Annotated in this window: 26 protein-coding genes and 1 tRNA gene; 8 read left to right on the top strand and 19 right to left on the bottom strand. The window is 70.3% G+C overall.

Annotated elements, in window-relative coordinates; genetic code table 11:
* The first annotated feature begins 54 nt into the window (after positions 1 to 54).
* On the top strand, positions 55 to 1,410 hold the full coding sequence (locus AB0J80_RS10905) for an MFS transporter (RefSeq protein ID WP_364703174.1): 1,356 nt from the start codon (positions 55 to 57) through the stop codon (positions 1,408 to 1,410).
* Positions 1,411 to 1,658: 248 nt separating this feature from the next.
* Here the strand turns inward: AB0J80_RS10905 and AB0J80_RS10910 are convergent, their stop codons facing one another.
* The 9 genes from AB0J80_RS10910 to AB0J80_RS10950 all read right to left on the bottom strand — a co-directional run bounded on the left by AB0J80_RS10910 (position 1,659) and on the right by AB0J80_RS10950 (position 6,364).
* Positions 1,659 to 2,036, bottom strand: coding sequence for a DinB family protein (locus AB0J80_RS10910; protein ID WP_364703177.1), 378 nt, complete (start codon positions 2,034 to 2,036; stop codon positions 1,659 to 1,661).
* A 66-nt stretch (positions 2,037 to 2,102) separates the two neighbouring features.
* Complete coding sequence (locus AB0J80_RS10915) at positions 2,103 to 2,225, bottom strand: hypothetical protein (RefSeq protein ID WP_364703180.1); 123 nt, start codon at positions 2,223 to 2,225, stop codon at positions 2,103 to 2,105.
* 12 nt (positions 2,226 to 2,237) lie between these two features.
* The gene (locus AB0J80_RS10920) at positions 2,238 to 2,813 is read right to left on the bottom strand and encodes a DUF6226 family protein (RefSeq protein WP_364703183.1); all 576 of its coding nucleotides are present in this window, start codon (positions 2,811 to 2,813) and stop codon (positions 2,238 to 2,240) included.
* A gap of 42 nt (positions 2,814 to 2,855) precedes the next feature.
* Complete coding sequence (locus tag AB0J80_RS10925) at positions 2,856 to 3,056, bottom strand: DUF397 domain-containing protein (protein WP_364703186.1); 201 nt, start codon at positions 3,054 to 3,056, stop codon at positions 2,856 to 2,858.
* Positions 3,057 to 3,252: 196 nt separating this feature from the next.
* A complete protein-coding gene (locus AB0J80_RS10930; protein WP_364703189.1) occupies positions 3,253 to 3,450 on the bottom strand; it encodes a DUF397 domain-containing protein in 198 nt (65 codons plus the stop codon).
* A 77-nt stretch (positions 3,451 to 3,527) separates the two neighbouring features.
* Positions 3,528 to 4,493, bottom strand: coding sequence for a helix-turn-helix transcriptional regulator (locus tag AB0J80_RS10935; protein ID WP_364703192.1), 966 nt, complete (start codon positions 4,491 to 4,493; stop codon positions 3,528 to 3,530).
* A gap of 143 nt (positions 4,494 to 4,636) precedes the next feature.
* Positions 4,637 to 5,080, bottom strand: coding sequence for a DUF6232 family protein (locus AB0J80_RS10940; protein WP_364703195.1), 444 nt, complete (start codon positions 5,078 to 5,080; stop codon positions 4,637 to 4,639).
* A gap of 238 nt (positions 5,081 to 5,318) precedes the next feature.
* Positions 5,319 to 5,759: a DUF6232 family protein gene (locus AB0J80_RS10945; protein ID WP_364703198.1), complete on the bottom strand. Its 441-nt coding sequence runs from the start codon at positions 5,757 to 5,759 to the stop codon at positions 5,319 to 5,321.
* 251 nt (positions 5,760 to 6,010) lie between these two features.
* Positions 6,011 to 6,364 carry a DUF1304 domain-containing protein gene (locus tag AB0J80_RS10950; RefSeq protein ID WP_364703200.1) on the bottom strand — a complete coding sequence of 118 codons (354 nt, stop codon included), beginning with the start codon at positions 6,362 to 6,364 and terminating at the stop codon, positions 6,011 to 6,013.
* A 130-nt stretch (positions 6,365 to 6,494) separates the two neighbouring features.
* Between AB0J80_RS10950 and AB0J80_RS10955 the strand changes: the two genes are divergently transcribed.
* On the top strand, positions 6,495 to 6,956 hold the full coding sequence (locus AB0J80_RS10955) for a DUF2231 domain-containing protein (protein ID WP_364703203.1): 462 nt from the start codon (positions 6,495 to 6,497) through the stop codon (positions 6,954 to 6,956).
* A gap of 37 nt (positions 6,957 to 6,993) precedes the next feature.
* A complete protein-coding gene (locus AB0J80_RS10960) occupies positions 6,994 to 7,542 on the top strand; it encodes a type 1 glutamine amidotransferase domain-containing protein (RefSeq protein WP_364703205.1) in 549 nt (182 codons plus the stop codon).
* Positions 7,543 to 8,007: 465 nt separating this feature from the next.
* Here AB0J80_RS10960 and AB0J80_RS10965 read toward each other — a convergent pair whose 3' ends face one another.
* From AB0J80_RS10965 to AB0J80_RS10980, 4 genes are all read right to left on the bottom strand, one after another.
* The gene (locus AB0J80_RS10965) at positions 8,008 to 8,553 is read right to left on the bottom strand and encodes a hypothetical protein (protein ID WP_364703207.1); all 546 of its coding nucleotides are present in this window, start codon (positions 8,551 to 8,553) and stop codon (positions 8,008 to 8,010) included.
* Between the two features lie 99 nt (positions 8,554 to 8,652).
* Positions 8,653 to 10,632: a M4 family metallopeptidase gene (locus AB0J80_RS10970; RefSeq protein WP_364703210.1), complete on the bottom strand. Its 1,980-nt coding sequence runs from the start codon at positions 10,630 to 10,632 to the stop codon at positions 8,653 to 8,655.
* Positions 10,633 to 11,007: 375 nt separating this feature from the next.
* Complete coding sequence (locus AB0J80_RS10975; protein WP_364703213.1) at positions 11,008 to 11,355, bottom strand: hypothetical protein; 348 nt, start codon at positions 11,353 to 11,355, stop codon at positions 11,008 to 11,010.
* Positions 11,356 to 11,613: 258 nt separating this feature from the next.
* Positions 11,614 to 11,690 (bottom strand) — tRNA-Thr (locus AB0J80_RS10980).
* Between the two features lie 188 nt (positions 11,691 to 11,878).
* On the opposite strand from AB0J80_RS10980, the gene AB0J80_RS10985 reads away from it, so the two are divergent.
* From AB0J80_RS10985 to AB0J80_RS10995, 3 genes are all read left to right on the top strand, one after another.
* The gene (locus AB0J80_RS10985) at positions 11,879 to 13,585 is read left to right on the top strand and encodes a metallophosphoesterase (RefSeq protein ID WP_364703702.1); all 1,707 of its coding nucleotides are present in this window, start codon (positions 11,879 to 11,881) and stop codon (positions 13,583 to 13,585) included.
* Between the two features lie 193 nt (positions 13,586 to 13,778).
* Positions 13,779 to 14,132 (top strand): hypothetical protein, encoded by a 354-nt coding sequence (locus AB0J80_RS10990; protein WP_364703216.1) that lies wholly within the window; start codon positions 13,779 to 13,781, stop codon positions 14,130 to 14,132.
* Positions 14,133 to 14,566: 434 nt separating this feature from the next.
* On the top strand, positions 14,567 to 15,193 hold the full coding sequence (locus tag AB0J80_RS10995) for a DUF1062 domain-containing protein (RefSeq protein ID WP_364703218.1): 627 nt from the start codon (positions 14,567 to 14,569) through the stop codon (positions 15,191 to 15,193).
* Between the two features lie 214 nt (positions 15,194 to 15,407).
* Here the strand turns inward: AB0J80_RS10995 and ricT are convergent, their stop codons facing one another.
* Positions 15,408 to 16,244 carry a regulatory iron-sulfur-containing complex subunit RicT gene (gene ricT, locus AB0J80_RS11000; RefSeq protein WP_364703221.1) on the bottom strand — a complete coding sequence of 279 codons (837 nt, stop codon included), beginning with the start codon at positions 16,242 to 16,244 and terminating at the stop codon, positions 15,408 to 15,410.
* Between ricT and AB0J80_RS11005 the strand changes: the two genes are divergently transcribed.
* Complete coding sequence (locus AB0J80_RS11005) at positions 16,243 to 18,456, top strand: hypothetical protein (RefSeq protein WP_364703224.1); 2,214 nt, start codon at positions 16,243 to 16,245, stop codon at positions 18,454 to 18,456. The two genes, ricT and AB0J80_RS11005, sit on opposite strands and share 2 nt — an antisense overlap.
* A gap of 771 nt (positions 18,457 to 19,227) precedes the next feature.
* Here the strand turns inward: AB0J80_RS11005 and AB0J80_RS11010 are convergent.
* The 5 genes from AB0J80_RS11010 to tmk form a co-directional block, all read right to left on the bottom strand.
* A complete protein-coding gene (locus AB0J80_RS11010) occupies positions 19,228 to 19,833 on the bottom strand; it encodes a hypothetical protein (RefSeq protein ID WP_364703227.1) in 606 nt (201 codons plus the stop codon).
* Positions 19,833 to 20,129: a type VII secretion target gene (locus tag AB0J80_RS11015; protein WP_364703230.1), complete on the bottom strand. Its 297-nt coding sequence runs from the start codon at positions 20,127 to 20,129 to the stop codon at positions 19,833 to 19,835. The genes AB0J80_RS11010 and AB0J80_RS11015 overlap by 1 nt, the downstream gene beginning before the upstream one ends.
* Before the next feature lie 367 nt (positions 20,130 to 20,496).
* The gene (locus tag AB0J80_RS11020; RefSeq protein WP_364703232.1) at positions 20,497 to 20,823 is read right to left on the bottom strand and encodes a YbaB/EbfC family nucleoid-associated protein; all 327 of its coding nucleotides are present in this window, start codon (positions 20,821 to 20,823) and stop codon (positions 20,497 to 20,499) included.
* Positions 20,824 to 20,948: 125 nt separating this feature from the next.
* Positions 20,949 to 22,139, bottom strand: a complete 1,191-nt coding sequence (locus AB0J80_RS11025; protein WP_364703235.1) for a DNA polymerase III subunit delta' — start codon at positions 22,137 to 22,139, stop codon at positions 20,949 to 20,951.
* 19 nt (positions 22,140 to 22,158) lie between these two features.
* Positions 22,159 to 24,678: a dTMP kinase gene (tmk, locus tag AB0J80_RS11030; RefSeq protein ID WP_364703705.1), complete on the bottom strand. Its 2,520-nt coding sequence runs from the start codon at positions 24,676 to 24,678 to the stop codon at positions 22,159 to 22,161.
* A 243-nt stretch (positions 24,679 to 24,921) separates the two neighbouring features.
* On the opposite strand from tmk, the gene AB0J80_RS11035 reads away from it, so the two are divergent.
* Positions 24,922 to 26,127, top strand: a complete 1,206-nt coding sequence (locus tag AB0J80_RS11035; RefSeq protein ID WP_364703238.1) for an amino acid deaminase/aldolase — start codon at positions 24,922 to 24,924, stop codon at positions 26,125 to 26,127.
* Positions 26,128 to 26,134 lie beyond the last annotated feature (7 nt).

Consider the following 26,134-nt stretch of genomic DNA (forward strand, 5'->3'; position numbering starts at 1 on the left):
CCTCGACGCACCAGCCCATCCCTTGACCGTCTTCGCCCATCCGGGAGCCACCTCGTGATCACCCCTGCCACCACCGCCGCGCCGAGCGCCGAGATTCGTGCCGCTCGCCGCGGCGTCTACGTCGCCTTCATCGGCGCCGGTGTCGCGATGGCGTCCTGGGCCACGCGCATACCGCAGGTACGCGACGGCCTCGACCTCTCCCCGTCGCGCCTCGGGCTGGTGCTGCTCGCCATCGCCGCCGGTTCCATCGTGTCGCTCGTGCTCGCCGGCCACATCGTGGCGCGCCTCGGCTCCCGGCTCACCGTGACCGCGATGGCCGCCGTCCTCGCCGTCGCGCTGGCCGTGGTCGGCCTGGGCTACCCGTACGGTGTTCCGCCTGTGCTCGTCGGCCTGTTCCTGTTCGGATTCGCGAACGGCGCGTGGGACGTGGCGATGAACGTCCAGGGCGCCGTGGTCGAACGCCGCCTCGGCCGCTCGATCATGCCCCGCTTCCATGCGGGCTACAGCGTCGGCACGGTCGCCGGCGCTCTGGCCGGAGCGGGAGCCGTCGCCCTGCACCTCCCGGTGACCGTCCACCTGATCTGCTCCGCCGCCCTCGTAGCCGCCGCGGTCATCGCGGCCGTGCGCAGCTTCGTCCCCGACGAACCCGAACCCACCACATCCGGCACCGCAGGCAACGCGCCAGGAACCACCGAAGCCCACGCGACGCACAGCACGGCAGGGCACACGACACGGACCACCGAAACCGACCCGACCCTCAGCACCGCAGACGACGCGACAACCGGCGGTCTCGCGCGGACCCTCGCCACCTGGCGCGAGCCCCGCACCCTGCTGATCGGCCTCTTCGTGCTGGCCTTCGCCTTCGCCGAGGGCGCCGGCATCGACTGGATCAGCGTCGCCCTGATCGACGGGTACGGCACGGCCGCCACCACCGGCACGCTCGGCTTCGCCACGTTCCTCACAGCGATGACCCTCGGCCGCTGGTTCGGACCGGCCCTGCTCGACCGCTACGGCCGCGTCGCCGTGGTACGGGCTCTGGCCGGGTTCAGCCTCATCGGCCTGATGATCTTCGTCTTCGGCCCGACGACCGCGACCGCCTTCGCCGGTGCCCTGCTGTGGGGCCTGGGCGCGTCACTCGGTTTCCCGGTCGGCATGAGCGCGGCCGCCGACGACCCCTCCCGCGCGGCGCCCCGGGTGAGCGTCGTGGCGTCCATCGGCTACTGCGCCTTCCTCGGCGGTCCGCCGCTGGTCGGCTTCCTCGGCGACCACATCACGGTGCTCAAGGCACTGACATCCGTGGCCGTCCTCCTGGCGGTCGCGACGGCCATCGCCGGAGTCCTCCGCCCCCTACCGGCCACCGAACCCACAGCTTCGACCGCCGACCAGCCCCAGCCGACCACTCACCGCTAGCCCACCGCCAAGCCCGGTGACTGACGCCGCACCGATCCGCGCAGAACGCCGATCGTCCTTCCGCTAAGCGAAACTTCGCCGCGGCGACCCAGCGTTCACTGCCGGAGTCGACTGCCGCTCGCGTCGATGGCCTCCCCCGGCAAGCGGCGATCTCATCTGACGCCTCGTCACCGGCCCGCTCCTCGAGCTTGCGCACGTACCAGGGACCGACAGAGCTGATCAGCTACAGGAAGCACGCACACACCCCATCACCCCGCGGCACGGCCCCACTTCGCCCGGTACAGATCCCGTAACGTCCCGATCTCCCCACCGTGGTGGAACGTCTCCCGGTTGAGGTGCAGCACCAGCATGGCCATCGGCTCCTCCGCGAAGAACGCCCCGCGCGGACCCAGCGGCTTCAGCAACTCCTCCTCGCTGAGCCCCGCCACCCCGTCGCGCCACCACCGGTAGGACGACTCCAGCAGGGCCACCCCTCCCGCCGCCGTACCCGGGAGCCGTTCCGGCTGATGCCGCGGGTCGAACATGGTCGCGTCCGCCGGCACCCGGCCGTCACCGAAGAACGTGCTCGCCCTCGCGGCGAAGACCCCGACCGCGATGTGCAGGACTCTCCACGCGATGGTCGTCACCGGAGGTGGGTCGGGCGCAGGCTCGGTCCCGTCGAGCCGGTAGCCGCCCTCCGGCTCCGGGCGCAGCTACCAGCATCCCTCGACCGGCTCCCAGAAATACTCCTCGTCGGTCAGCCCGTCGAGGCGCGGGCGCAGGCTCGTCTCCCAGTAGAAGTCCAGCTGCGCCGTCAGGGCGCGTACCCAGTTCATGGGTCCGGTCTATCAGTCACCACCGACATCTTCGGGCGCGCGCAGCGGCCAGGGCGCCCACTGCACCGCCGCGGCGAACCCTTCCCGGCGGGCGTCGCGCGCCTCGCGGTTGTCGAGCTGCACCTGCCGGTTCTTGCGGAGGCCGGGCCCGATGAGTCGCGTCTCGCACCAGGAGCCCGTCACGCCGCGGCGTACCCGTTCCCAGAGTCCGCCTTCCACGTGCGCGGCCGACAGGGCGCGCAGGTCGGCGACCAGCTCGGCCGCGTCCTCGGCGCAGTCGTCGCAGCCGCAGTCCGGTAGCGGTTCGACGAACCAGCGGCCGAGGCGCAGGACGATCCCCGGGAAGTCGGTGAAGGTGACGGCCAGCGGGCCGGCGGCGGGGTGCCTGGGGACCAGGCGGACGGTACGCACGATCTCGGCGTCGGGTTGCGGGCCGACGGCTTCCTTGACCTCGCGCCGGTCGACCACGTAACGCTCGGTCAGCTCGTCGAGCAGGCGCTCCGCGGCGTCGTGGAGCACCTGGAACCGCCCCCGGTCACCGACCCGGACGGCGCGGTGCGGATCCGGCTGTTCCTTCCCGTCGCCCACCTGGGCAGTATGCCGCGCTCGGCCCGCGGCCATGCCGGGATCTCAGAAGCTGAAGTCCCCGGCGCCGGCTCCCTCGAGGAAGGCGGCCCATTCGGCGCGGGTGAACCGGAGCGGTGCCGCTGCCAGGTTCTTGCTGTCGCGGAGCCAGATCTCGTCCCCGACCTCGGCGACTTCCACGCAGGCGTTCGTCGAACAACGGCTGGACTTACGCCAGATGATCGAGTTCTCCGTCCAGTTGGTCATGCTCGCTCCTCCGTGACGGTTTCCCGAACCACGGTACGAGACTCACGCTTCCTCCTCCATGAAGAAAGATGAGTGAAGCGCTCCTTAGTTCATCGTCTTCCCGACTTGCACCGGAAGACACCATTGGTCACGTCGTGCATCACTCGCCCGGTCGACCACTGAGTTGCGTGCGACGGGGGCCGCACGCAAGCCAGCGTCAGTTGCCGTCGAACTCGTTCGCCTTCACCCCGTGGACGAAGGCGGCCCACTCGTCCGGCGTGAAGGTGAGCGGTACGCCGGCGAGGTCTTTCGAGTCCCGGATCATGACGCGGTCAGCGAACTGGGCGACCTCGACGCAGGCGCCGGTGTTGCAGCGGCTGCTCTTACGCCACTGACCTGTCGGAGTGATTTTCACGGTCTGACCTTCCGAATAATGGAGCTTCCGAGTCTTAACCCTTTCGCCTCTGGAAAGTTGCTAGATCATCTCGCCGATCACCGGAGCTCCCTGACTCGCTTCCTGACGAAGTCGACGGTTTCATCCTCGTGCGTTGCTGCTTCCCAGAGCTTTCGATACCGCGCGTAGTGGCGCGTCACCAGCGACTTGTCCTCGACGACCTCGTCGGTCGTCCCGGTCTCGCGGTACATCACCGCGTGGACCTTGTCGCCTGTCTCCGTCTCCTCGTCCTCATCGCCCAGAAAGAGGATGTCGAAACCGGCGTCATAGGACAGTCCGGTGTCCGCAGTGAAGGGGAACATGCGGATGGAGACCAACTGCCGCTCCTCGAGCCGGAGGATCTCCTCCAGCTGGTCGGCGAAGATCTGCGGGCCGCCCACGGCTCGCAGGAAGACGGACTCGTCCAGCACCGCGGTCATCCGCAGGGGACCGATCCGGCTCAGCATCGCCTCGCGGCGGATCCGGCGCGCTTCGAGGCGGTAGTGCCGCTGCTCCTCGGTGACCTCGTCGCGCCACATCTGGATGAGGGCGCTCGAGTACGAGGGGATCTGCAGCAGCGAGGGGATGTGGAACACCGAGTACGTGTGGACGGACGTCGCCTCCGCCTCGTACTCGATGAGCCGGCGGAGCCCGTCGGTCAGGTGCTCCCGGAACTCGGGTTTCTGGTACCAGGCCTGGCGTTGGCGCGTACGCGCGATCTTCGCGGTGGCGAGGAGATCCGCAACCTGGGCGCGGTCCTTGACGTTGAGGAAGTTGAGCAGGGGCCGCAGGTCGTTGGGCGCGATGGTGACGTCGCCGTTCTCGATGCGGATGACCTTGCTGAGGCTCCACTCCATCTGCTCCGCGACGTCGAGCTGGGTGTAGCCGGCAGCCTCGCGGGCCTCGCGCAGCACGAGACGCACGCGCCTGCGTGCCACCGTCGGCGAGTCGCCCTCAGCCATGAATCCTTCAGCGTTGAAGTCGGTCGTGATGGAGCGGTTGACGTCGCTCGCGATGAGCGCCAAGCAGCCACCTCGCTGGTTGCCAGACGGCAGCCAGCGAGGTCGCGCGCCAGCCTACTTCACTGTCCTATCAGAACGGGAAAGCGGCGGCGGAAGGTTCACCGAAAAGAAACAAGTCACCTACCCGAAACTCTCGGTGATCTTTCCTAGGCCGTCGCGAGGCGCTGCACTTCGCGCCCCGGACGGGAGTCCTCGATGGCCCGCATCAATGCACGCGCCACCTGGTTGAACATTTGCTGGTCGGCCGAGGAATAGAGGGTGATCTCCGCGCCCCGGTAGGTGGCGCGCACATGCCACCACCGGTCGTTGCGGCGGCGTACGGACAGCAGGCCCAGGCCCACGGCGACCGCTACGGCGGCCATCGCGTACCCGGCGGCCGGGCCGATCAGCGACCAGCTCGCCGCCGTCAGGGCCACCAGGCCGGCACCGGTGACGAGCATGCCGCCCAGGCGGTCCGGGGCGGCACCGCCCTGCACCCGGACGACGTTGCGAAGGTCTCGGACGGCGAAGACAGCCTCCGCCGTAGGCGTGCGACGGATGAAGTGCTGGTCGGTGACGCGTGCGTCGGGGCCACGGTAGTAGACACGCATTTGCGAGCTCCCTTCCATGCTCCTCCGCGAGAGGGAAAGGGCGTTGCGGAGAGAATCCCGTCTCGCTCGAACGGGCCGGAGAAAGATCGAGAGGCAAAGACGGCACCCGGTTGCCGCCGGGTGCCGTGATGTGTCTCCCCTCGATCTATCCGCCCTGACTGCCTGTGAGCAGTACATCACGGCCACTAACCTGATCGCTACCTCTCAACATGCCACCTTGCAGATTGCGAACAAGCCATCAGGCGGCTGCGGCATCATCCCAGGACGAGGGCGGCCGGGCGTCCTCGATGGCACGGCGGAGGGCGCGGCTGACTTGGTTGAAGACTCGTGCATCCATCGACGCGTACAGGTCGACCGACTGGCCGCGGTAGGTCGCCTCCAGCACCCAGGTCCGGGGCCGGCCGCGCCGGAGCATTGCCGCCGCGGCGATCCCGAAGCCGGCCAGTCCCAGCAGTCCGATCGCATACAGGGGCGAGAGCTTCCACAGTGGCCACGCGGCCACCAGCGCCAGCACCGTGCCACCCAGCGGCAGGGCGGGCGGCGGACCCCCGCTCTCGACGCTGGTGATGCCGACATTGCGCAGGTCGCGTACCAGAAAGGCCTTCGTCGTGGTGGGCGTGCGATGAACGAAATGCTCGCTGGTGACCGTCGCGTCGGGCCCACGGTAATAGATACGCATGACGAACTCCCCCCTCCGACTCCTTGCGAGGAGAGGGAAGGCGAGCCACCATTGGCGCAGAGAGAATTCCCCGCCTCGCTCGTGTGCCGCAGAGCTTCGAGGCCACAACGGCACCCGGTTGCCGCCGGGTGCCGTTGCCCGTTCGCCTCGGCTCCGCCCGTCTTGCCTGCTCTCAGTACAGCACGCCACCCGGCTCTCCGCCACTACTCAACCTGCCACATCGCAGGTTGCGTGCACGCGAAATAGCGCGGTCAGGCCGCCAGCAGCACCGCCGCACCGGCGATCACCGCGGGGATGGCCTGCACGAACAGGATCCGGCGGTTGGCCGTGACAGCGCCATAAATTCCGGCGACCATGACGCAGGACAGGAAAAAGACCTGAAACGCCAGACTGTCCGCGACGAGACTATAGATCAAGCCGGCCGCGAGGAAGCCGTTGTACAGGCCCTGGTTCGCGGCCAGGGTGGCGGTCTCCGCAGCAAACTCGGCCGTGTTCCCGAACACCGCACGCACCCGCGGTGTCCGCCAGAGAAACATCTCGAGCACGAGAATGTAGACGTGGATGAGGGCCACGAGGCCCACGAGGATCTGCGCGGCCCGTTCCATGGGCACACCCTAACGATCAACCTCCATCGACGGACGTAACGGGCGACACCACGCGTTTCATCGACGCAACCACCGGGTAGGCCACACCCGGAACCGGCGAAGAAGCAGCTCAAGGAGGGTGAGGACCACCATGCAGAGCCGACTCACGATCGCCGGCCAGGCGGTCCAGCCCGTCCTGGTCATGTTCCCGCTGGGGCTCTTCGCGATGGCCGTCCTCTTCGACGTCGGCAACCTGCTCGGCGGGCCGGACATCCTCGGCGCCCTCGCGTACTGGAACATCCTCGCCGGGCTGGTCGGCGGCATCCTGGCCGCCCTCGCCGGGGCGATCGACCTGATGTTCATCCGCAACGGCACGCCGGCCAAGCGCATCGGCGTCCTGCAAAGCCTCGCCAACATGGGCGTCCTGATCCTCTTCGCAGTCATCCTCATGCTGCGCATGCGCACCCCGGACCGCGTGGCGGGCGGCGGCCTCCTCGCCGTCGAACTGCTCGCCCTCGCCGGCGCGGTCTTCGGCGCCTGGTACGGCGGCGAGCTCGTGAACCGTCGCGCCGCCACGTTTGCGCGTGCCGAGGCCGGGAACCGCACGTACTGACCGAAGCACAACGCCGAGAGAGAAAAGGAAATCGACCATGGCGACCTCGATCAAGGGCAAGCGCGTCGCTTTCCTCGCCACTGACGGCGTGGAGGAAGTCGAGTACACCCAGCCGCGCAAGGCGGTGGAGGAGGCGGGCGGCCAAGCCGAGCTCGTTTCCATCAAGAACGGCCGGATCCAGGCCGTGAACCACATGGACAAGGCGAGCACGTACCAGGTCGACAAGCTGGCGAAGGACGCCGACGCCGACCAGTACGACGCCCTGGTCCTGCCCGGCGGCGTCGCCAACCCGGACTTCCTGCGCACCGACCCCGACGCGGTCCGTTTCGTCCGCGACTTCTTCACGGCGGGCAAGCCGGTAGCGGCCATCTGCCACGGCCCCTGGACCCTCGTGGAAGCCGGCGTCGTCGACGGCCGCACGCTGACCAGCTGGCCGAGCCTGCGCACGGATCTCGCCAACGCCGGCGCGACCTGGGTCGACGAACAGGTCTACGTCGACGGCGGCCTGGTCACCAGCCGCAAGCCCGACGACCTGCCGGCCTTCTGCGAGAAGCTCCTCGAGGAGATCGCGGCGGTCCGGGTCTGAAGGTCGGGTTCGGGCCTGAGGATCACGATCAAATTCTGAAGATACGGACACAGCAAGCCCGAGGGGCGCACGGACGAAGGTCCGTGCGCCACCGGCTTGTCGAGCGGCCGCCGGGCTGAACCGCGGGTCGGCCAACGACCCCCAAACCGAACCACCGTCGACCCACGAACACGGAACCGAACCGCGGGCGGACAACGAACACCGAACCGAACCACCAGCCCGCCAATGAACAGCGAACGAACCGCAGGCCCGCCGACGAACACCGAACCGAACCGCGGCGGGCAACGAACACTGCACCGAACCGGCGGATGGCCGGGCGAACACCGCACGGAACGGCACGCGGGCCAGCGAACACTGAACCGGAGCGCCAGCCCGCCGACGAACAGCGGACCGAACCGCGGGCGGGCGGCGAACGCTGAACTGAACCGCAGGGCGGCGGTGCGAACGCCCGGGTGACTTGGTGGGTCAGCTGGCGAACAAGCCCGAGGCGATGGTCAGGAGGCGGTCCAGTTCGGGTCCGTGCTGGCCGCCGCAGTCCTGGACGCGTGTGGTGAATGACGGGCTGACGATCTCGTACTCGTAGCCGTCGTTGCAGATTCCGCCGCCCGTCGCCTGGTCGGCGAGGTTCGGCGCCGCCAGGAGCTTGCGGAGCTCGGCCATGGTGGCGGGGGGCACCGAGGTTCGTACCTTGGGCCGGCCTCCGCGCGTGACCACCGCCGAGCCGTCCGCGGAGATCGAGGCGTGGTCGTCGACGCCGGCGAAGCCGCCCCGGCGCGCGACCTCCAGCGGGAAGGCCTTGCTCGCCCCCGCCGCGCTCCTCGAGGGGCCAGGCGCGCTGCTGCTCGGTGCACCGGCGGCAGGGGTGACGGGCGCCGAGCCGGCGGGCTCGGAGGCGGCAGGTCCGGTGGGCGTGGAGCCGGGAGGCCCTGAGACCGACGCGGAGCCGACCGGCGCCGAACGGTGTTCGTCGTCGTTGCAGCCGGCCATGCCGACGAGGAGCAGAGCCGCCACGACTACGGATACGTGTGACTGTCGCACCGCGGGTTCCCCATTTCCGTTCGCTCATGAAGACCGGGGTGGCGCGAACGCCACCCCGGTCAGACGCGGTGATCAGGCGGGCGCGTTCCAACCCAGGACAGCGTTCCCCGAACCGGCGTACGACACCACCCGGTATCGGTACGTGCCCGTCGTGCCGGTGTAGGCGATGGCCTCGCGGGACGTCTCCCCGGTGGAGCGGGCCACGGTCGTCCACCGGCCGCCGACGTTCTTGTCCAGGTAGAGGTCGAAGTCGGCCGCGGCGGGCCCTGCCAGGCACGCGGTGTGCCGGCCGCTGCCCGCGGTGAACGAGTCCGTGACGACGGTCTGGCCGGTGGAGATGGTGCCGTTGTCGTGCGAGGAGAACCCGGCCTGGCAGTCGCCCGACGGAGGCTGGGTCGGCGGCGTGGTCGGAGTTGGGCTGCTCGTCGCCGTGGGTCCCGGGGTGGGGTTGCCGCCGCCCGTACAGGCGGGTTCGCCGGCGCTGGCCGGAACGCTGACGGCGTTCCACGCGGCCTTGACCGTGGCACATTCGGTGCCGTTGCCGAACAGCTGGGCCGCGGCCGCGACCGAGGCCGCGCGGGCCTTGACGTGGTTCCAGCCGCTGGTCTTGCGCATCAGCGTGGCCATGTAGATCTTGCCGGCCTTCTGGATGCCGATGCCCGTCACCGAGCTGTTGTTGCAGGTCGGGCTCGACGGCTGGCCGTTCGTCGGCCGGGAGCCCTCGGCCAGCAGGTAGAACCAGTGGTTCTGCGGGCCGGCGGCGGCGTGTACCTCGGTGCTCGGAATGCTTGTCGAGAAGCAATTCGGGTCGCCGAGCTTGGACGGGTCGGCCATGTTCCGGATCGGCCCGTCGCCGGTGAGGTTCGCCAGCTCGCCGACGGTGTAGTCGCCGGCGTCGTTCGGGTTGCGGGCGAAGAACTCGGTCAGCGCGCCGAAGATGTCACCGGTGGACTCGTTCAGGCCGCCGGCCTCGTTGCCGCCGCTGGAGCCGCCCGGCGTGAACTGGTTGATCGCGTGGCCGAACTCGTGGCCGAGCACGTCGATGCTGTTCAGCAGCCGCCGGTTGTCGGAGGAGTGGCCGATCTCGACGCGCGAGCCGTTCCAGAAGGCGTTGACGTCGTTGAGGCCCTGCCGGATCGGGAAGGCGCGGCCGTTGCCGTCGATGCCGTTGCGGCCCAGCCAGTCGCGCAGCATGTTCCACTCCTGCGAGACCACGTACATGGCGTCCACGCAGCCCGTCACCTGGTCGGTGGCGTTGCCGGTGCCCCACGAGTCGGTCGTGCTGGTGAACGCGGCGCCGTTCTGCCCGCCGCACTGCAGGCCCGGACGCGTCGGGTCGCTCATGGTGAACCGGCCGCCCGAGGCCTGGGTGTCGATGGTGACGTTGCCGTAGTAGGCGCCGCGGCCGGTGGCGTCGACGACGTCGTCACGGGTGAGGTCGGGCAGCACCTTGCCCGTACCGGCGTCCACGAAGACGTGCAGGTTGCTCGGCGCCGGGCCCTGCTTGGTCTGCTTGGTGCCGGCGACCACCACCTCATACGCGAGAACGCCGGCACCCTGCGCGACCACCTTCAGCGTCGGCTTGCCCGTCGACCGGACCGTGCTCAGCTGTTTGCGGGCCACCTTGGCTGCGGCGCGCGCGGAGATTTTGGCGGACGTGCCGATCGACAGCGCCTGGTCCTGAGCCACGTAGTTGGCCAGCACCTGGCCCGAGCCGTCGGTGACCACGACCGCGTCGCCGCCCTGCACGGGCAGGCCGTTGTAGGTGCGCTCGTACGCCACGTACTGCAGGCCGTTCTGACTGACCACCTGCCGCCGCACGAGCTTGTCGCGGCCGCTCTTGAAGAAGAGCTTCGGCTTCTTCGCCACCAGGCCGGCCGCCGACGACGTGGCCCGGGAGGTGGCGACGGCCGTCGGCACCGGGCCGGCCGGCGGTGCCACGATCGGGACCGCCGCTGTGGTGGCCGCGTTTCCCTGCGGCATGGTCAGGGCGATGGATCCCGCTACGGTGACGGCCGCTATGCCGGTCGCCACCGCGACTTTGTGCTTCAACGGTGCTCCTTGCGCGAAGACTCGCGGCGCCGATGCCCGGGTCGTGCCCGATCGTCCCGCCGTCGCGAAGTGAGGGGATGCGCTCGTCTGCCGAGCGAGAGCCAGTCTTGGATCGCAAAAGAAAACCGTCAATGCGCTTAAGGAATGCTTAATCCTCGAGAAGGTCTGTCTTCAGCGTCTTACGCTGGGCTTTCGGTAACCTTTATCAAGCCGATGCGGTACGCCGGCCACCAGCGCCGCCGCCACAGCATGAGCAGGCCAGGGACGAGGACGGCGTGCGGGACCGCCCCACCATTGTGACGTCGGTGGCCATTCCGTCGTACGAATCGGACGTCATTCGGCACCATTCCGGGCGGCGACGAAAACACGCGGGCGCTAGACGGAACTCGCTCCTTCGAGGGCCCACGCCGGCACCGCGTCGACGTGCAGGCCGGTCCAGCTCAGACTGCCGGACTCCGCCAGGACGAAGACGGCCGGGAATGCCGTGGTGCCGAACGCGTGCCGCATCGCCTCGTCCACGTCGACGACGATGCGTGCCACCGGGTCGAGGCGGGCGAGGAACGTGGCCGACCCGCTGGGACCGGTGACGACGGCGTACACCCGCTCGGGGCCGCCCGGCCACCGAGCCGCGACCGCTCGCAACCGGTTGCGCTCGCGGCGGCAGGAGGCGCAGGCCGGGCTGAAGAACCCGATCAGCGTGGCCTCCGGGACCTGCGGGGTCACCGGCCGGCCTCGGGTGTCGTGGGCGAGGAAGGGACCGGCGGCCTCACCGCGCGCGAGGGCACTCCCTGTCGTTCTACTTCTGACAGCGGTTCCGACTGGTATCGCAGGCGTCGCACGACGGCGACCAGCAGGGCGGTGTGGGCCGCGCACATGGCGCCGAGGAGCACGGCGCCGATCAGCGGGCCGACCGTCCGCTCGTCGCCCAGGCAGACGGAGGGGAACGAGGAAAGCCCAGGCCGACTGGCCTGGGCTTTCACATGGAGCCGCCTGACGGAATCGAACCGTCGACCTACGCATTACGAGTGCGTCGCTCTAGCCGACTGAGCTAAGGCGGCAACGGTCATTGAGTGTACGGCATCCCGCAGGCGGGTTTCTCACGGGAGGGCCGGGACGCGCCGGAACCGGACGATCGTTGTCATACCTCCGGGATAACCTGCCAAGCGTGACCGATCACGACCCCGCCCGGCATCCGAGCCCGCGGTCTGCCGAGGCCCAGCCGCCCCGCGCACGCCGGCCGGTCAGCATGGATCCCCAGGAGCTCGGGTTCACGCCGCAGCGGCCGGTGGGGTGGCTGGCCCCGTTGCTGCTGCTCAACACCGGTCTGCGAACACTGCTCGCGATTCTGTTCGGCGCCTATCTCGACAAACGGGAGCTGCAGAACGCCCTGTCCGGGGAGTCCTTCGAGCAGCCCGGCACCGATGGCGAGCTGTGGCTCGATTACGTGGCGGACCTCGGCGACGGCTTCAACGCGACCTACTCGGTGGCGTACCTCTTGGCGCAGCCGGGTCTCGAGGTCCAGGGCCGGGTGCTGCCCCGCGGCCGGATGCTGCTGATGGGCGGCGACCAGGTCTATCCGGTCGCCAACGGCGACGGATACGAGAACCGCACCAAGGGCCCCTACCGTGCCGCCCTGCCCGAGCCGCCGGCCGCCGGGCCGCGGCCCACGCTCTTCGCCCTTCCGGGCAACCACGACTGGTACGACGGACTCACCGCGTTCCTGCGCCTCTTCGCCCGCCGTAAGGACGGCCACATCGGGGGTTGGCGCACCCAGCAACGCCGGTCGTACTTCGCCGTGCGGTTGCCGGCCGACTGGTGGCTGTTCGGCATCGACGAGCAGTTCGGCGCCTACATCGACGACCCGCAACTGCTGTACTTCGAGAAGGCGGCGAGCGCGCTGGGACCCGACGACCGGATCATCCTCATGACGCCGTCGCCGACGTGGGTCAAGGCCGCCGACAAGCCTGAGGCGTACGACTCGGTCGACTACTTCATCCGTACGATCCTGGCGCCGACCGGGGCGCAGGTGCGGCTGCTCGTCTCCGGGGACCTGCATCACTACGCCCGCTACACCGGGGCGGATCGGGAGCTCATCACCTGCGGTGGCGGCGGCGCCTACTTGCTGGCGACCCACCAGTTGCCGGAGAAGCTCACCGTGCCACCGAAGGACACGTTGACGCGCAACGCCAGCCCGAGCCGGGACTACCAGCTCGCGGCCCGCTACCCCAGCGCGACCGACTCCCGGCGGATGAGCTGGGGCGTCTTCCGCAGGGTCCCGGCGCGCAACGCGGGCTTCGCCACCATGCTCGGCCTCCTCCACACCCTCACCATGCTCGCGATGGCGGGCGCGGCCAGCCAGGGCGGCATCTTCCAGCGGCTGTTCAGCATCCCGCTGGTCTTCATGCTGGTGGTCCTCCTGACCGGCACGGTGATGTTCGCGCAGCCGCCCAGCGCCAACCAGAACAAGCACGCCCGCCACTGGATCTTCGGCCTGCTCCACGGCTTCGCCCAGATCGGACTCGCGGCGGCCGGCACCTGGGTGTGGTTGCGCTTGCCCTTCCACGACTGGTCCTGGCCGAGCCCTCTGCTGATGGCAGCCATCCTGTACGGCCCGGTGATCGCGTTCCTGGCAACGCAGCTCCTGGCGCTCTACCTCCTCGTCGCCGGCTCCTTCGACGTCAACGTGAACGAGCTCTTCGCGGGCCAGGGCATCGAGGACTCCAAGTGCTTCCTGAGGATGCACATCGCGCCGGACGGCACCCTGACGATCTACCCCCTCGGCATCGACAAGGTCAGCCGCAAGTGGAAAGCCAACCCGGCGGGTCCACCGGACAGCCCCTGGCTCCTCCCCCAGGACCCCCTGTCCCCCCACCTGATCGAGCCACCGATCGTGATCGCCGGTCCGGCGGCGAGCGCCCCGGTCTCCGAAGAAGGTGACGTGGCAACGGCCTGACCAGCAGCAACCGACTGAACGCCGGCCGACCCGGATAGTGCCCGGCGTGGCGCCAGGCGCCGGTCCCCGGTCGGTGGGCCTGCGTGCACGCGCCGCCGACCTGCTAGGCCGGCCCTCGGCTTGCGGCGGCGGACGGACGGACGGTGTTCATATTGATCGACCGCGTTCTCTGCCGTGCGGTTTCGGAGGTTCGGTGCGCCGGCTGTTGTTCTTCCTCAGCTCCGCGGTTCTCGGTGCGGGGCTCGTGATTCTGCTCAGCGCGGGCAGTGGAGCCGGAACGTGGTTCGGCATCGCGTTCTGTTCGCTGCTGGTGGTCGGCGGCGCCGCAGGTAGCCGGTGGGGGCCCGGACCGGTCGCCAGGGGAATACGAGCGCCTCAGCTTTCGCTGATGTCCGGCATTGTTCTCGCGCTTAGCGCCCTGGCCGCACTTCTGCTCCTGTGGCGTCCCTCGATCGGTGCCGGGCTGCCGCTGTATCCGTTCCTGGGTTGCGTCGCCGTCTCGGCGTTGCTGCTGATGCCGGTAGGGCTGATGGGCGACCCTCAATAACCGGTGGAGCAGTCCGGTAGCTCGCTGCTAGCGTCCCCGGATGACCTCCCCCGGCTCCCGATGGCATCTGCCGGAGCTGGGTGGCCTTCGACCACGCTGCATGCCCCGCGCGGTCGAGGCGGTTCAGGCGCCGAACAAGGACAGGCCGTTGTACATCAGCTGAGACATTTCACTGCGCCGAGTAGGCACGCCATGACTTCCGAGGCCGGCACACGGAGCTGAACCCGCTTCCGCCGACGCCTCATTCGAGCATGTCCGCAGCGTGCGACCCGGGCAGACCCTGCTCTTTCGAGCATTGACATCCCGCATCGACCAAAGCGAGCGCGGCGCGCCGTCGTGACACACGGCCCGCCACTCGCTTCTCCGTCATGCGCGGATCTCTTCCGCGGAGCGTCGTCTCCGCACGGGAATGTCGCAGCAGATCGGTGTCCACCGTGACCACGAACGAAACAACACGACGATTCGCGACGCAGTGGCTGGTACGCCCCACTGGCCTGCCTCTCATCCGCCGCCGGTGCCTGCGCTGTAAGTCGGCGCAGTACCGCGCACACGGCAAGTTCCGCATCAACGCCAACCACAAGCTCCTCGACGTCTGGCTGCTAGCGCTGTGCGTCGGGTGCGGGGAGACCATCAAACTGACGGTTCTGGAACGTGCCAACGTCCGTACCGTCGATCCAACGACGCTGGACCGATTCCACGGCAATGACCCGGCCCTCGCGGCGAGCCTGCTGGCCGACCCGGGATTGTTGCGCCGGAACGGCGTCACGCTCGATTGGGATGGTGCGTGGACGGTTCAGAAGACAACGGTCGACGTCTCCGAGGCCGAGGTTGTCGACACATCGGTCCGCTTCATCCAGCGGATTCCGATCAGGCTGATGAAGTTGTTGTCGGTTGGGTTGGACGTGTCGCGATCGGAAGTGGAGAGGCTCGTCGCGGACGGCGCCCTCTCGTCGACGCATCGCCTCAGCGGGAAGTCGTCCAGCGACTTCAGCTTCACCCTCCGCCGAAGGCCGGGCTCGGCGGCCGATGGCCCGGCGACGGAGGGTGAGGTCTGCCGCTGAGCAATGCCGGCCGCGCCTGCGGCCAGGGGCGCCGGCGCCCGAGATGTCGGCGCCCCAAGGCGTCAGCGGCCAGGGGCGTCGGCGTTACCGGGCAAGACCGGCAGGTCGAGGCGTCGAAGGAAGCCTCGATCATGGCGCCCTCGTTCCCCCGCGGCCGCGGCCGGCGGGAGATCTATCGTGCCGCCGTCAGATCCCCACAGCTTCGGCGCGGTCGTCAGTTGTACTGCTCGTCGTGCGCTTGGCGGGGACCGCAGACCGACGCCCGGCTGCACGAGCACCGGGAACCGTCGGCGTCCATGCGTACGACGACGGCGTCCTTCGGGACGCTGTGGCCGACCACTCGTCCGTCGCCCTCCGGGGTGGTGACCCTGCTGCCGATGGCCGGGGCCGACGCCTGGAACTTCTGGTACAGCGGGTGCTCGTACTTGAGGCAGCACATCAGCCGTCCGCAGGCGCCGGAGATGCGCAGCGGGTTGAGGGGCAGGTCCTGGTCCTTGGCCATGCGGATGGTGACCGGCTCGAAGTCGGTCAAGAAGGTCGCGCAGCACAGGTCCCGGCCGCACGAGCCGATGCCGCCCTGAACCCGGGCCGAGTCGCGGGCTGAGAGCTGGCGCAGCTCCACGCGGCAGTGCAAGGTCGCGCCCAGGTCGCGGACCAGGGAGCGGAAGTCGACGCGGTGCGGGGCCGTGAAGTAGATCGTCGTACGTGCGCTGCCCGTGCCGCCCTGCTCGAGGACGTGGTCGACCGCGACGACCTTCATCGGAAGCTCATGCGCTTTGATCAGCTTCTTGGCCGCGACCTTCGCCTCGGCCTTTCGTTTTCTCAACAGTTCGTCGCGGCGCAGGTCGCGGTCATCGGCGAGGCCGGCGACCTTGGGGAAACCGCTCGTGTCCTCGCTGACCCATTGCGCCGCCCAGACGCACTCCGCCACCTCCGGCCCGTCGTCGGTCGGGACCAGCACCCGGTCGCCCACCTGCGGCGAGAACTCGCCTGGGTCGAGGTAGTAGAGGCGGCCGTACCGGTTGAAGCTGACCGCGCACAGCATGCCCATGCACCCACCCTACGGCGACGGACCGGGCGTGCGAAATGGCTCGAACCCACATAGATCCGCGCAACCCCCCGCATCGAACCTCGTTGGGCAGTCCCGTAGACGCCGCTCGCCGCGGCATCCTTGGGGGAGGACACTTTTCATGACGCGCGCCGTGCCCTTACGAGATGATCTTGTGCAGTCCGACCGGCCCGCCCGCTCGCTGCGAAACTGGCTGGCCGGAGTGCCCGCCATCGTCGCGTTCAGCCGCGGATGGCGCCTCGGCAAGCTGGCAGCCGCCGGCCGCGCATCGGGAACCGCCGAGCTCACCGCGATCCGCAGCGAGCCGGCCGCGGTCCGGGCCGAGCCGGGCGGGGGGCGCCCGCGCTCGCATCACGCGGAGCCAGGTGGGGAGCGCTCGCGGTCGTATCACGCGGAGCCGGGTGAAAAGCACTCGCGGTCGCATCACGCGGAGCCGGTCGCGGTTCGGGACGCACTGGCATCGGATCACGCCGCTGCCCTGGCGTTCGATGTCCCGTCGGCCCTGAACCAGGCTGGGCCGACTGCGGGCCATGACGAGCTGATGGTGGATCGCGCCGAGGCGACCGCGCAGCGCACCGAGGCGACCCTGCACCACGCCGAGGCGACCGCGCAGCTCGCTGAGGCGACCGGGGTTCAGGCCGCGTCTGGGAGCAAGCGGCGGAAGGTGGTTGGTGCCGGGGCTGCGGGCGTGGTCGGCATGCTTCTCGTGCCGTTGCCCGCGAGCGCCGCGCCCGCGCCATGTGAGCAGGCCGAACGGTATTCCGCGCAGTCCGGTAGCCAGATTCTTCGGCTTACGCAGTTGGATCTTGGGGAGGCGGGAAAGAACGCTTCCGGGACCGGCACTGACGGCTCGCCGCGCAGGGCCGGCGCGGCCGGATCCAGCGGGGACGCCTCCAAGACCGGGGCTGACGCGCCTGGACCCGGCGGGGACGCCTCCAAGACCGGGGCTGACGCGTCTGGACCCGGCGGGGACGGCTCCGGGCATGGCGGTTCGCAGAGCGGGGACGCTTCCGGGCAGAGTGACGTCCAGGAGGTTCACGTCGGCGAGGCCAAGTCGGCGATGGTGGCTCAGGCGTCGGTGAGCTCGGCTGCGGTGGCTCGCATGATCGACGCCGGTGGCGAGGGGACGCCCGCGGAACTGACCGAGGCTGTGCAGCAGCAGGCGCCCCCGACCAACGCCGAACCCGTGCGCCGGTCGACCGGGGCGGCGGATGTGGGGCCGGTGAGTCTCGGCGCCGGCAAGATGACCACCCATGCGCGGTGGGAGGCCGGGATGGCCTGCGGCGCCACCGTGGGCGACGTCACTCGTGCCACGGCCCGGCTCCGGGGCGCCGGGATCGTCGCTGATGGCGACACGGCGCTTGTGCGCGTACCCGGGAAGGTTGAGAGCGAAAGCACCACGAAGCTGGAGCGGCGCGGTGCGGCCGCGGCGACCGTGGCGACGGCCGGGCTGCACGGCGGTGACCTCGAGTTGCTCGGCGGTGCCGTGAAGGTCAAAGTGATCAAGGCGCCGTCGCTGCGGGCGAGCATGTCCATCCAGGACGGTGGCGAGGTGCGCTACCTGCCGGCGGTGATCGAGGTGTCCGGGCGCGGGTTCAAGACCGAGCGGCTCAGCGCGGCCGGCGACGACATCGAGATCGAGTTCGACGAGCCGGACCGCCGTGCTGCCACCGAATCGAGCTCCGGCGCGGCGACGGACGGTCTGCTGGGCAAGCTGCCCCTCGTCGGCGGGCTCCTCGGTTCCGGGAACCCGCTGCCTCTGCCCGAGGTGCCCGGATTGCCGGAGGTTGCGCAGCCGGGTTCGAAGCCCGCGCCGGTCGCCGAGCCCGGCACCAGGGTGCGCATCTCGCTGGGTGACGTCCGCCAGGCCTCGCGCGGGCGGGCCATCGCGGCCCGGGCGGCCGCCATGTCCGTTGTGGTCACGCACAGTTCGTCGGGCAAGCGCACCAAGCCCGGGTACGCGCAGAGCGCCGCACTCGCGTTCGACATGGGCGTGCTGGAGGCGGCGGCGGTAGCTCCGGAGACGGGGGGCGGTGTGTCGGCGGGTGCCGTGTCGGACGCTACCGGGGGCGAGGGCGGTGGCCTGCCGATCACGGGTCCACGGGTGGACGTGATCGCGCTGAGCGGGGTGGCGCTGATGATCGCGGGAGCGGCTGCGCTGATCTTCGGGCTGCGCGGGCGGTCTCGGCCGTAGCGCGCATTGCCCACCCGGAAGAAGCGGCTGTTCCGCCGTAATCCGCGCCGCCTACCCACGACGCGGGTCCCGGCCGAGACCCGCGTCGTCCGCCCAGGAAGCCGGCGGTCCTCGGCCGCGACCTCCGCGCGGACGTCGGATCCGGTCGGTGGATCACCCATCGTTCGTCTTCGACGCACGGTGTTCGAACGGTGTGAACGAACGTCGATGTTCGTTGCAGGCATGCGGTAGCCGCCGGACGGCTGTTACCAGTACGCCGCTCGTGCCGTCCTGCGTCGACCGAGCGGCCGATTCAGCCCCGTGCCGGGCGACAAAACCAGGGTGGAGGCGTTGAGTGGAGTCAGGCCTGCGGGGGGTGCAGGAGGTGGCGGCGCCGCATCGGGACCGGTATCCGGATGCGGCGCCGTGCCATGTCCAGCCAACACGTTGGTTCTTGAGGCAGCCGCCCAGCGGCATCCCCCGACTGAGCTGATCGGCGGGTCGAGGCCGAACCGGCCCCGATCCCACGACGACGTGTAGCGCGTCGCAGATTTGATGGAAGCGGGCAGCGGGTGACAGCGAAACCCTGGATCACAGCGATCCCGGCCGGCGAGCGAGAACGACTCGATCATCGTGCACACCGACGATCGGGGTATCGGCGGCAGCGAGGGCACGACGACCCGGGTAGCGAAACAGACGCAATCAACCTGCACACCCGGCGATCAAGGCAACGGCCAGGCACAAGTTGATTGAGCCGGCCAAAGCGGACGACGTGCACCGCCAACTAGTGCGTCAGCGGGCGACGGCCAGCGCCGTTGAGCGACGCAGCAGATCGGTGGCTTCGTCGTAGGCGTCGGCGACGGCTTGCAAGACCTTCTCCGCGATGTCCGCCGAGGCGCCGGCTTCCCTTGGCGACGCGATGTCCATCGTGTCCGAGGCGAGGACGACCGCTTCCGTGGAACCGAGTAACTCGGCCAGAATCCAGGCCAGGCCGTCGCGGGTGGTTCGCATCCAGTCGACGAGCGCTTCCGCCAGGTCGGCCGAGGCTTCGAGGCGTTCGGTGAGGCTCGTCTCGCCGCCGCTCAGTCGTTCGGCCGTTCGCTGTCGGGCCTGGTCGTAGGAGTCCGCCGCGGCACCTGACCATTCTCCCGGCGGGGGTAGGTGAGCAGCCAGCAGCGCGCAGGCTCGGGCGTCGGCGCGCAGCTCGGGGCCCGCGTCGCGCAGGTCGGTCGGGCGCAGTGCCGCGACCGCGCGTGCCGCGTCGCCGGGGAGGAGGCGTACGCGGCGCAGTTGGTGCCAGACGCCGTGGTCGGGTGGCGCACCGCCCGCTCGCAGCAGCGCGTCGACGCGGCGCAGGAGTGGGGATGCCGCGCCGAGGAGCTGGTCGAGCCGGTCCATCAGATGCCTCGTCGCACGCGGCGGGCAGTCTCGTCGTCGGTCTCCGCGTATGCCTTCGCTGTGAGGCGTACATCGGCGGCGAGGTCGAGCAGGTGCTTCGCGGTGTCGGCGGCTTCCTGGGAGCGAGCGTTGAGCACCGCACGCCAATGATCGTGCAGTTGCTTGCCGATGCGGCCGGGCACGCCCTCGTCGTCGGCCCCGAAAGCTCCGGGGGAGGCGACATGCACGGGGAGCGAACGGTCCAGAGTGGTCAGGTCGTCGGCGGCGGTCTCGAGGCTGGCGGCCAGGTGTTCCATCAGTGCTCCCCCGGTCCGCGCGCCCGGCCCCACCCGCCCGGCCGACCGTGGCCGCCATGGGTCACGGGCACCGGACCGGCCACCGAGCGATCGACAGTCCCGAGCACAGGAAGGCCCGCCGCCCCACTCCGACCCCAGGAGACACCGTTGCCGCAGCTGGACGCGACCCCGGACAACTTCCGCCCCTGAGGCGGGCCGGGCGCCCGGGCGCCAGAGGTGTGCGGAGCCGTGGACGCCGAGTGCCGATCAGCGCGGCAGCTCGTGCGGGCCGGCGGCGCGGGTGAGGCCGGCGGCGAGGGTAAGGCCGCCCTTCGCCAGGGGGTTGAGCCACCTGAGGCGATCGCCGGGCACCGGGCTGCGGGCCGCATCACCGCTCCCCCAGGCTGCGGAAGGCGCCGAATATCTCGTCGTGGAGTTTCTCGCGGGCCCAGCGGGCTGCTTGTGTTGCGTTCGTGACCACCGCTTGCACCTCCCGGGCCAGCTCCGTTGCGTTGCGGTGTTGCAGGCTTCCTCTGATGCGGACGTCCGTGATGTCGCCCGCCGCCGTGACCAGGACCTCGACCGTGTCGTCCGGGGAGTGGACGGACACGACGTGGGCGGTCACGGCCTTGTCGAACTCCGCCCGGAGGGCGTCGAGGCGGCGGTAGCGCTCGATGGCCTCGTCGATCCACGCCTCGTCGATCTCGCGGGGCATCGTCGGCTCCTTACGGGGCGTACCGCTTTGATGGCGTTACGGCACCGAACCGTACCCGGTCGGGCGACCCCGGCGCATCCCTTGTGGACGCTTGCTGTGGATATCCGACAACTGTGGATAACGTGTCAGCCGCGCCAGAGGCTGAGCATCATTGCCTCTATGGCGATTTTCGGCTTTACGTTCTGTTCGATAGCGTCACGGCAGGCGAGCACGGCTTCGAGGCGGCGCAGGGTGCTTTCGGGCGACCACTTGGCCGCCGCTGCCGACGACTGGGTCGCGGTGTCCGAGTGGACCACTTCGACCGGCGCGCGCAGGGTGGTGACCAGCACGTCGCGGTAGAAGCCGGCCAGGTCCACGAGGGCCCTGTCGAGGGCGTCACGCTGGGAGCGGGTGAGGCGGGACTTCTGGCGCTTCTCCAGCTCCTTGATCTGGCCTGCGGCGCCCCGCATGGCGGTGGTGGCGCCTCTGCCCGTACCCCCGGCTCCCAAGGCTTGTTCGAGGGCCGCCTTCTCGGCGCTGTCGGTTTCGGCGAAGGCCGCGGCCGCCTCCGCCTCGGCTGCCTCGATCAAGGCCGACGCCGCATCGAAGCAGGCGCCCACGCCGGTCAGGCGGCGGGGAACGGTCAGGACCGCTTCGCGACGGGTACGGGCGTCGGCGTCGTTGGCGAGGCGCTTGGCGCGACCCACGTGTCCCTGCGCCGCCGCGGCCGCCCACGCGGCTACGTCGGGGACGATGCCGTCACGGCGTACGAGGACTTCTGCGACGGCCTCTGCCGACGGCTGGCGCAACGGTACGACGCGACAGCGCGACCGGATCGTCACCGAGATGTCGTCGGGGTGGGTCGAGGGGGTGCAGAGCAGGAACACCGTCCTGGGCGGCGGTTCCTCGATGGCCTTGAGCAGCGCGTTCCCGGCCGCCTCGGTGAGCCGGTCGGCGTCCTCGATGACGACGGCCTGCCAGCGTCCGCCGGACGGGGCGCTTCCGGCGCGCAGCACGAGCGCCCGCATCTCGTTGACGCCGATCGACAGGCCCTCGGGGACCACGAACCTGATATCCGCGTGGGTGCCGCCGAGCGCGGTATGGCAGCCATGGCACTCGCCGCAACCGGTGCCGTCGCGTTCGCACTGGAGGGCGGCCGCGAAGGCACGGGCGGCGACGGAGCGGCCGGAGCCGGGTGGGCCGGTGAAGATCCAGGCGTGCGTCATGGCGCCCTGGGCACCGGTGTCCCCGGTGACGATCCGGGCGGCGGCCGCAGCGGCACGGCTCAGGGTCTCGACGGCCTCGTCCTGCCCGACCAGGTCGGCGAACACAGTCATGGCGTCGATTCTCGCTCGCTCATCGTCGCTCGCCCACCTGGTCGTCCTCCGCATCGTCGGCGGCCTGCGACCGGTTGCCGGTGAGATCCTCCAGAACCTCGATCGGGGCGGCCTCCTCCGGCGAGGACGAGGGCGGCAGCACCTGGGTGGCCTCGGGTGAGGACGGCGGCACCACCTGGGTGGCCTCCGGAGAGGAGGACGGCACCACCTGGGTGGCCTCAGGTGAAGAGGGCGACGGCAAGGACGAAGGTGGCAACACCTGAGTGGCCTCGGGAGAAGAGGAGGACGGCAAGGAAGAAGGCGGCAGCACCTGGGTGGCGTCGGGCGAAGAAGGCGGCACGACCTGCGTGACTTCGGGAGAAGAGAGCGCCCCGGCCGGAGAAGAGGGCGTGGCGTCGGCAGAAGAGGGCGTGCCGGCGGGGAGGATGACCGCGGTTTCCTCGGGGCCTCCGGCAGAGCGGACCACTACCGTCTCGTCCGCCCGGATCACCTGCGTCCGCTCCGGATCCGCCCCGCTGGGCACCACCATCGTCGGCGCGAGGTCCGACGCCGGTTCCGGATGACCCTCCTCCGCCGTGCTGAGCAGCGCGGTCACCCGGGCCGCCACCACCGCGGCGATCTCGTCCGCCGGCCGGGCGGCGTCCAGCACCAGGTAGCGCTTCGGGTCGGCGGAGGCGAGGTCCAGGAAGGCGTACCGGACGCGTTCGTGGAAGGAGCGGGACTCGCTCTCCAGGCGGTCCGCGCCCAGGCCGCGGCTGTCCACCCGGCCGAGGCCGACGGTCGGGTCGACGTCGAGGAGCACGACCAGGTCGGGCTTCAGACCGCCGGTCGCCCAGGACGACAGCCAGGAGATCTCCTGGACCGGAAGGGTACGGCCGGCGCCCTGATACGCCAGCGACGAGTCAACGTACCGGTCGCTGACCACGACGGCTCCGCGTTCCAGGGCGGGCCGGACGACCGTGGCGACGTGGTGCGCTCGGTCCGCCGCGTAGAGCAGGGCTTCCGCCCGTGGGGACGGCGAGTCGGCGCCGTCGCCGTGGGCCAGCACCAGGCTTCGGATGCGGGCGCCGACGTCGGTCGCACCGGGCTCGCGGGTCACGACGACGTCGTGGCCGGCCTCGATGAGGGCTTCCGACAGGCGGGTGACCTGGGTGGATTTGCCCGCTCCCTCGCCGCCTTCGAAGACCACGAAGATTCCCGTGCGGGCGAACGACTCGGCCGGCGACAGCGGGCGCCCGCGGATCGCGCCCCAGAGGTCGGCCAGGACGGGTACGCCCTGCTTGTCGTCCATCTGGCGGAACGCGCTGGTGCCGGTCCAGACGCCGATGACGCCGGCGACGAGCAGCAGCACGCGGGTGGACGAGATGTCGACGGCGACGTCTCCGACCCGGATGGTGCGGGAGCTGCCGAGGCCGACCAGCACGCCGGCGAGCGAGATGGCGAGCAGCAGGACGAGCCGGGCGCCGATCTGCACGACGGCGAAGACGCGCCCGCGGACCTCGTCGCCGACCTGGCCGCCGAGCAGCGTCACGCCGGCCAGGAAGGCCATGCCCGCCCCCGCGCCGACGAACAGCGCTCCGAACAGGGCCATCGAGAGGTGGAACGCGACGGAGAGGAAGGCGACCGCGCCGCTGGCGAGCACCAGGCTGACGCCGAACCAGCGGCGGCGGGACAGCTCTTTGACGATCGCCGGGCCGAGGCCGATGCCGATGGCGAGGCCGATGAACAGGGTCGCGAACAGCAGGTAGAACGCGGCGTCGCCGGCGCCGAGGGAGGCGGTGAAGAACCGGGCCGTGCCGACGACGATGCCGGCGCCCGCGAACGCGCCGAAGATGCCCAGGACGAGGCCGCGAACGAACGGTGTACTACCGATGTACTTCCAGCCCTCGACGAACTGCCGGAACATGCTCTGTTCGGCGTTCTTCTGCTGGCGTTCGCGACGGCCGGCGCTGATCTCCTTGATGCCGAAGAACACCACCGCCGCGGTCGCCGCACGGGAGAAGGCGTTGATGTAGAGGGCGATCTGGACGGGTGAGGCCCAGGTGGGCAGGCCGCCGATCGGGCCGCGGACCACGCCGTCGAGGGCGGCGAGGACGAGGGCCGCCAGGATCGGGGTGACGCCGTACGTGGTGATCAGGCTGAGCTGGTTGGACGCCTCGAGGCGGCCCTTGGGGATCAGGTTCGGGACCGCGGCTTCCTTCGCCGGGATCCACATGAGGGTGATCGTCTCGCCGATGAAGGTCGCGATCACCGTCCAGGTCACCGTGAACGCGCCGGAGTCGCTGACGAGGGCGACGACGGGGATCGACCCGTACACGAAGAACCGCAGGATGTCGCAGATGACCATCGTGTAGCGGCGGTCGAAGCGGTCGGCCATGACGCCGGCGATGGGGCCGAGGACCAGGGCCGGCAGCAGGCGGATGGCGATCGTGCTGCTGAAGGCGCTGCCCTGCGCGACGCTGCCGCTGACCTGCTGGGAGGCGAAGAGGGCGGTGGCGAGGATGCCGATCCAGTCGCCGAACGACGCCACGCTGAGCACGAGCCAGAGCCGCCGGAAGGGGCGGATCCGCAGGACGGAACGCAGCGCCGCGACCCCGGACAGGTCCACCGGGGCGGCGTCCGAGCGCGCCGTGCTCGTTTCGGTGTCGATGGCCCTTACCTCCCGGTCGTCACTGCCCGAAGCACTCTAACGGGCGGAGCAGCTCGGCGTGGGTGCGCTCGTACGGGTGGCGCATAAATGAGAGTGTTTCGCATTCGTCGATGAACGGCTAAGTTGCTCATCGTGTCGGCTGAACGCAGCGTCCTGCAGAAACGCCTCGACCGCGCCACCGCGCACCTCGAGACGCCGCTCGCCGTGGTCGACCTCGCCGCGTTCGACGCCAACGCCGCGGCACTGACCGCCCGCGCGGCCGGCAAGCCGATCCGGGTCGCGAGCAAATCCGTCCGGGTACGCGCGCTGCTCGACCGGGTGCTCGGGCGGCCCGGCTGGGCGGGCGTCATGGCGTACACGCTGCCGGAGGCGATCTGGCTGGTCCGCAGCGGGACGTGCGACGACGTGCTGGTCGCCTATCCGACGGTGGACCGGAGCGCGATCGCCGAGCTCACCGCCGACCCCCGGCTGGCCGCCGCCGTCACCCTCATGGTGGACAGCGCCTCCCACCTGGACCTGGTCGACGCGGTGACGCCCCCCGGCCGCCGTCCCGAGGTGCGCATCTGCCTTGAGCTGGACGCGGCGTGGCGGCCGGCGGGCACGCTGCACGTCGGCGTGCGCCGTTCGCCGGTGCATTCGGCCGCCCAGGCCGGGGCGCTCGCCCGCCGTCTGGTGGCGCGGCCGGGCTTCCGGCTGGTCGCGATGATGGCGTACGAGGCACACGTCGCCGGGCTGGGCGACGCACCGCCCGGCCAGGCCTTGCGCGGCCGCGCCATCCGCGCCATGCAACGCCGCTCGCTACAGGAGCTCGGCCGGCGCCGGGCGGCAGCGGTCGCCGCGATCCGGGAGCACGCCGAGCTCGAGTTCGTCAACGGCGGCGGCACCGGCAGCCTGGCCGCGACGGCCGCCGACCCCGCCGTCACCGAGGTCACGGCGGGTTCCGGACTGTACGGACCGGCGCTGTTCGACGCCTACCGCAGCTGGCGGCCGACCCCGGCCGCGTTCTTCGCGGTGCCGGTGGTGCGGCGGCCGGCGCCGCGTATCGCCACCGTGCTCGGGGGAGGCTGGATCGCCTCGGGGCCGCCCGACCGGACGCGGCAGCCGGTGCCGTGGATGCCGGCCGGCCTGCGCCTACGCCCGGACGAGGGGGCCGGCGAGGTGCAGACGCCGCTGCTCGGCGCGGCAGCCGACGAGCTGCGGCCGGGCGACCGGGTGTGGTTTCGTCACGCCAAGGCCGGCGAGCTGTGCGAGCATGTCAACGAAGTGCACCTCGTCGACGGCGACACCGCGACGCCGGCCCCGACGTACCGGGGAGAGGGATATGCGTTCCTCGGCTAACCGGAAA

The organism is Actinoplanes sp. NPDC049548 (genome assembly GCF_040676695.1).
Taxonomy (GTDB): domain Bacteria; phylum Actinomycetota; class Actinomycetes; order Mycobacteriales; family Micromonosporaceae; genus Actinoplanes.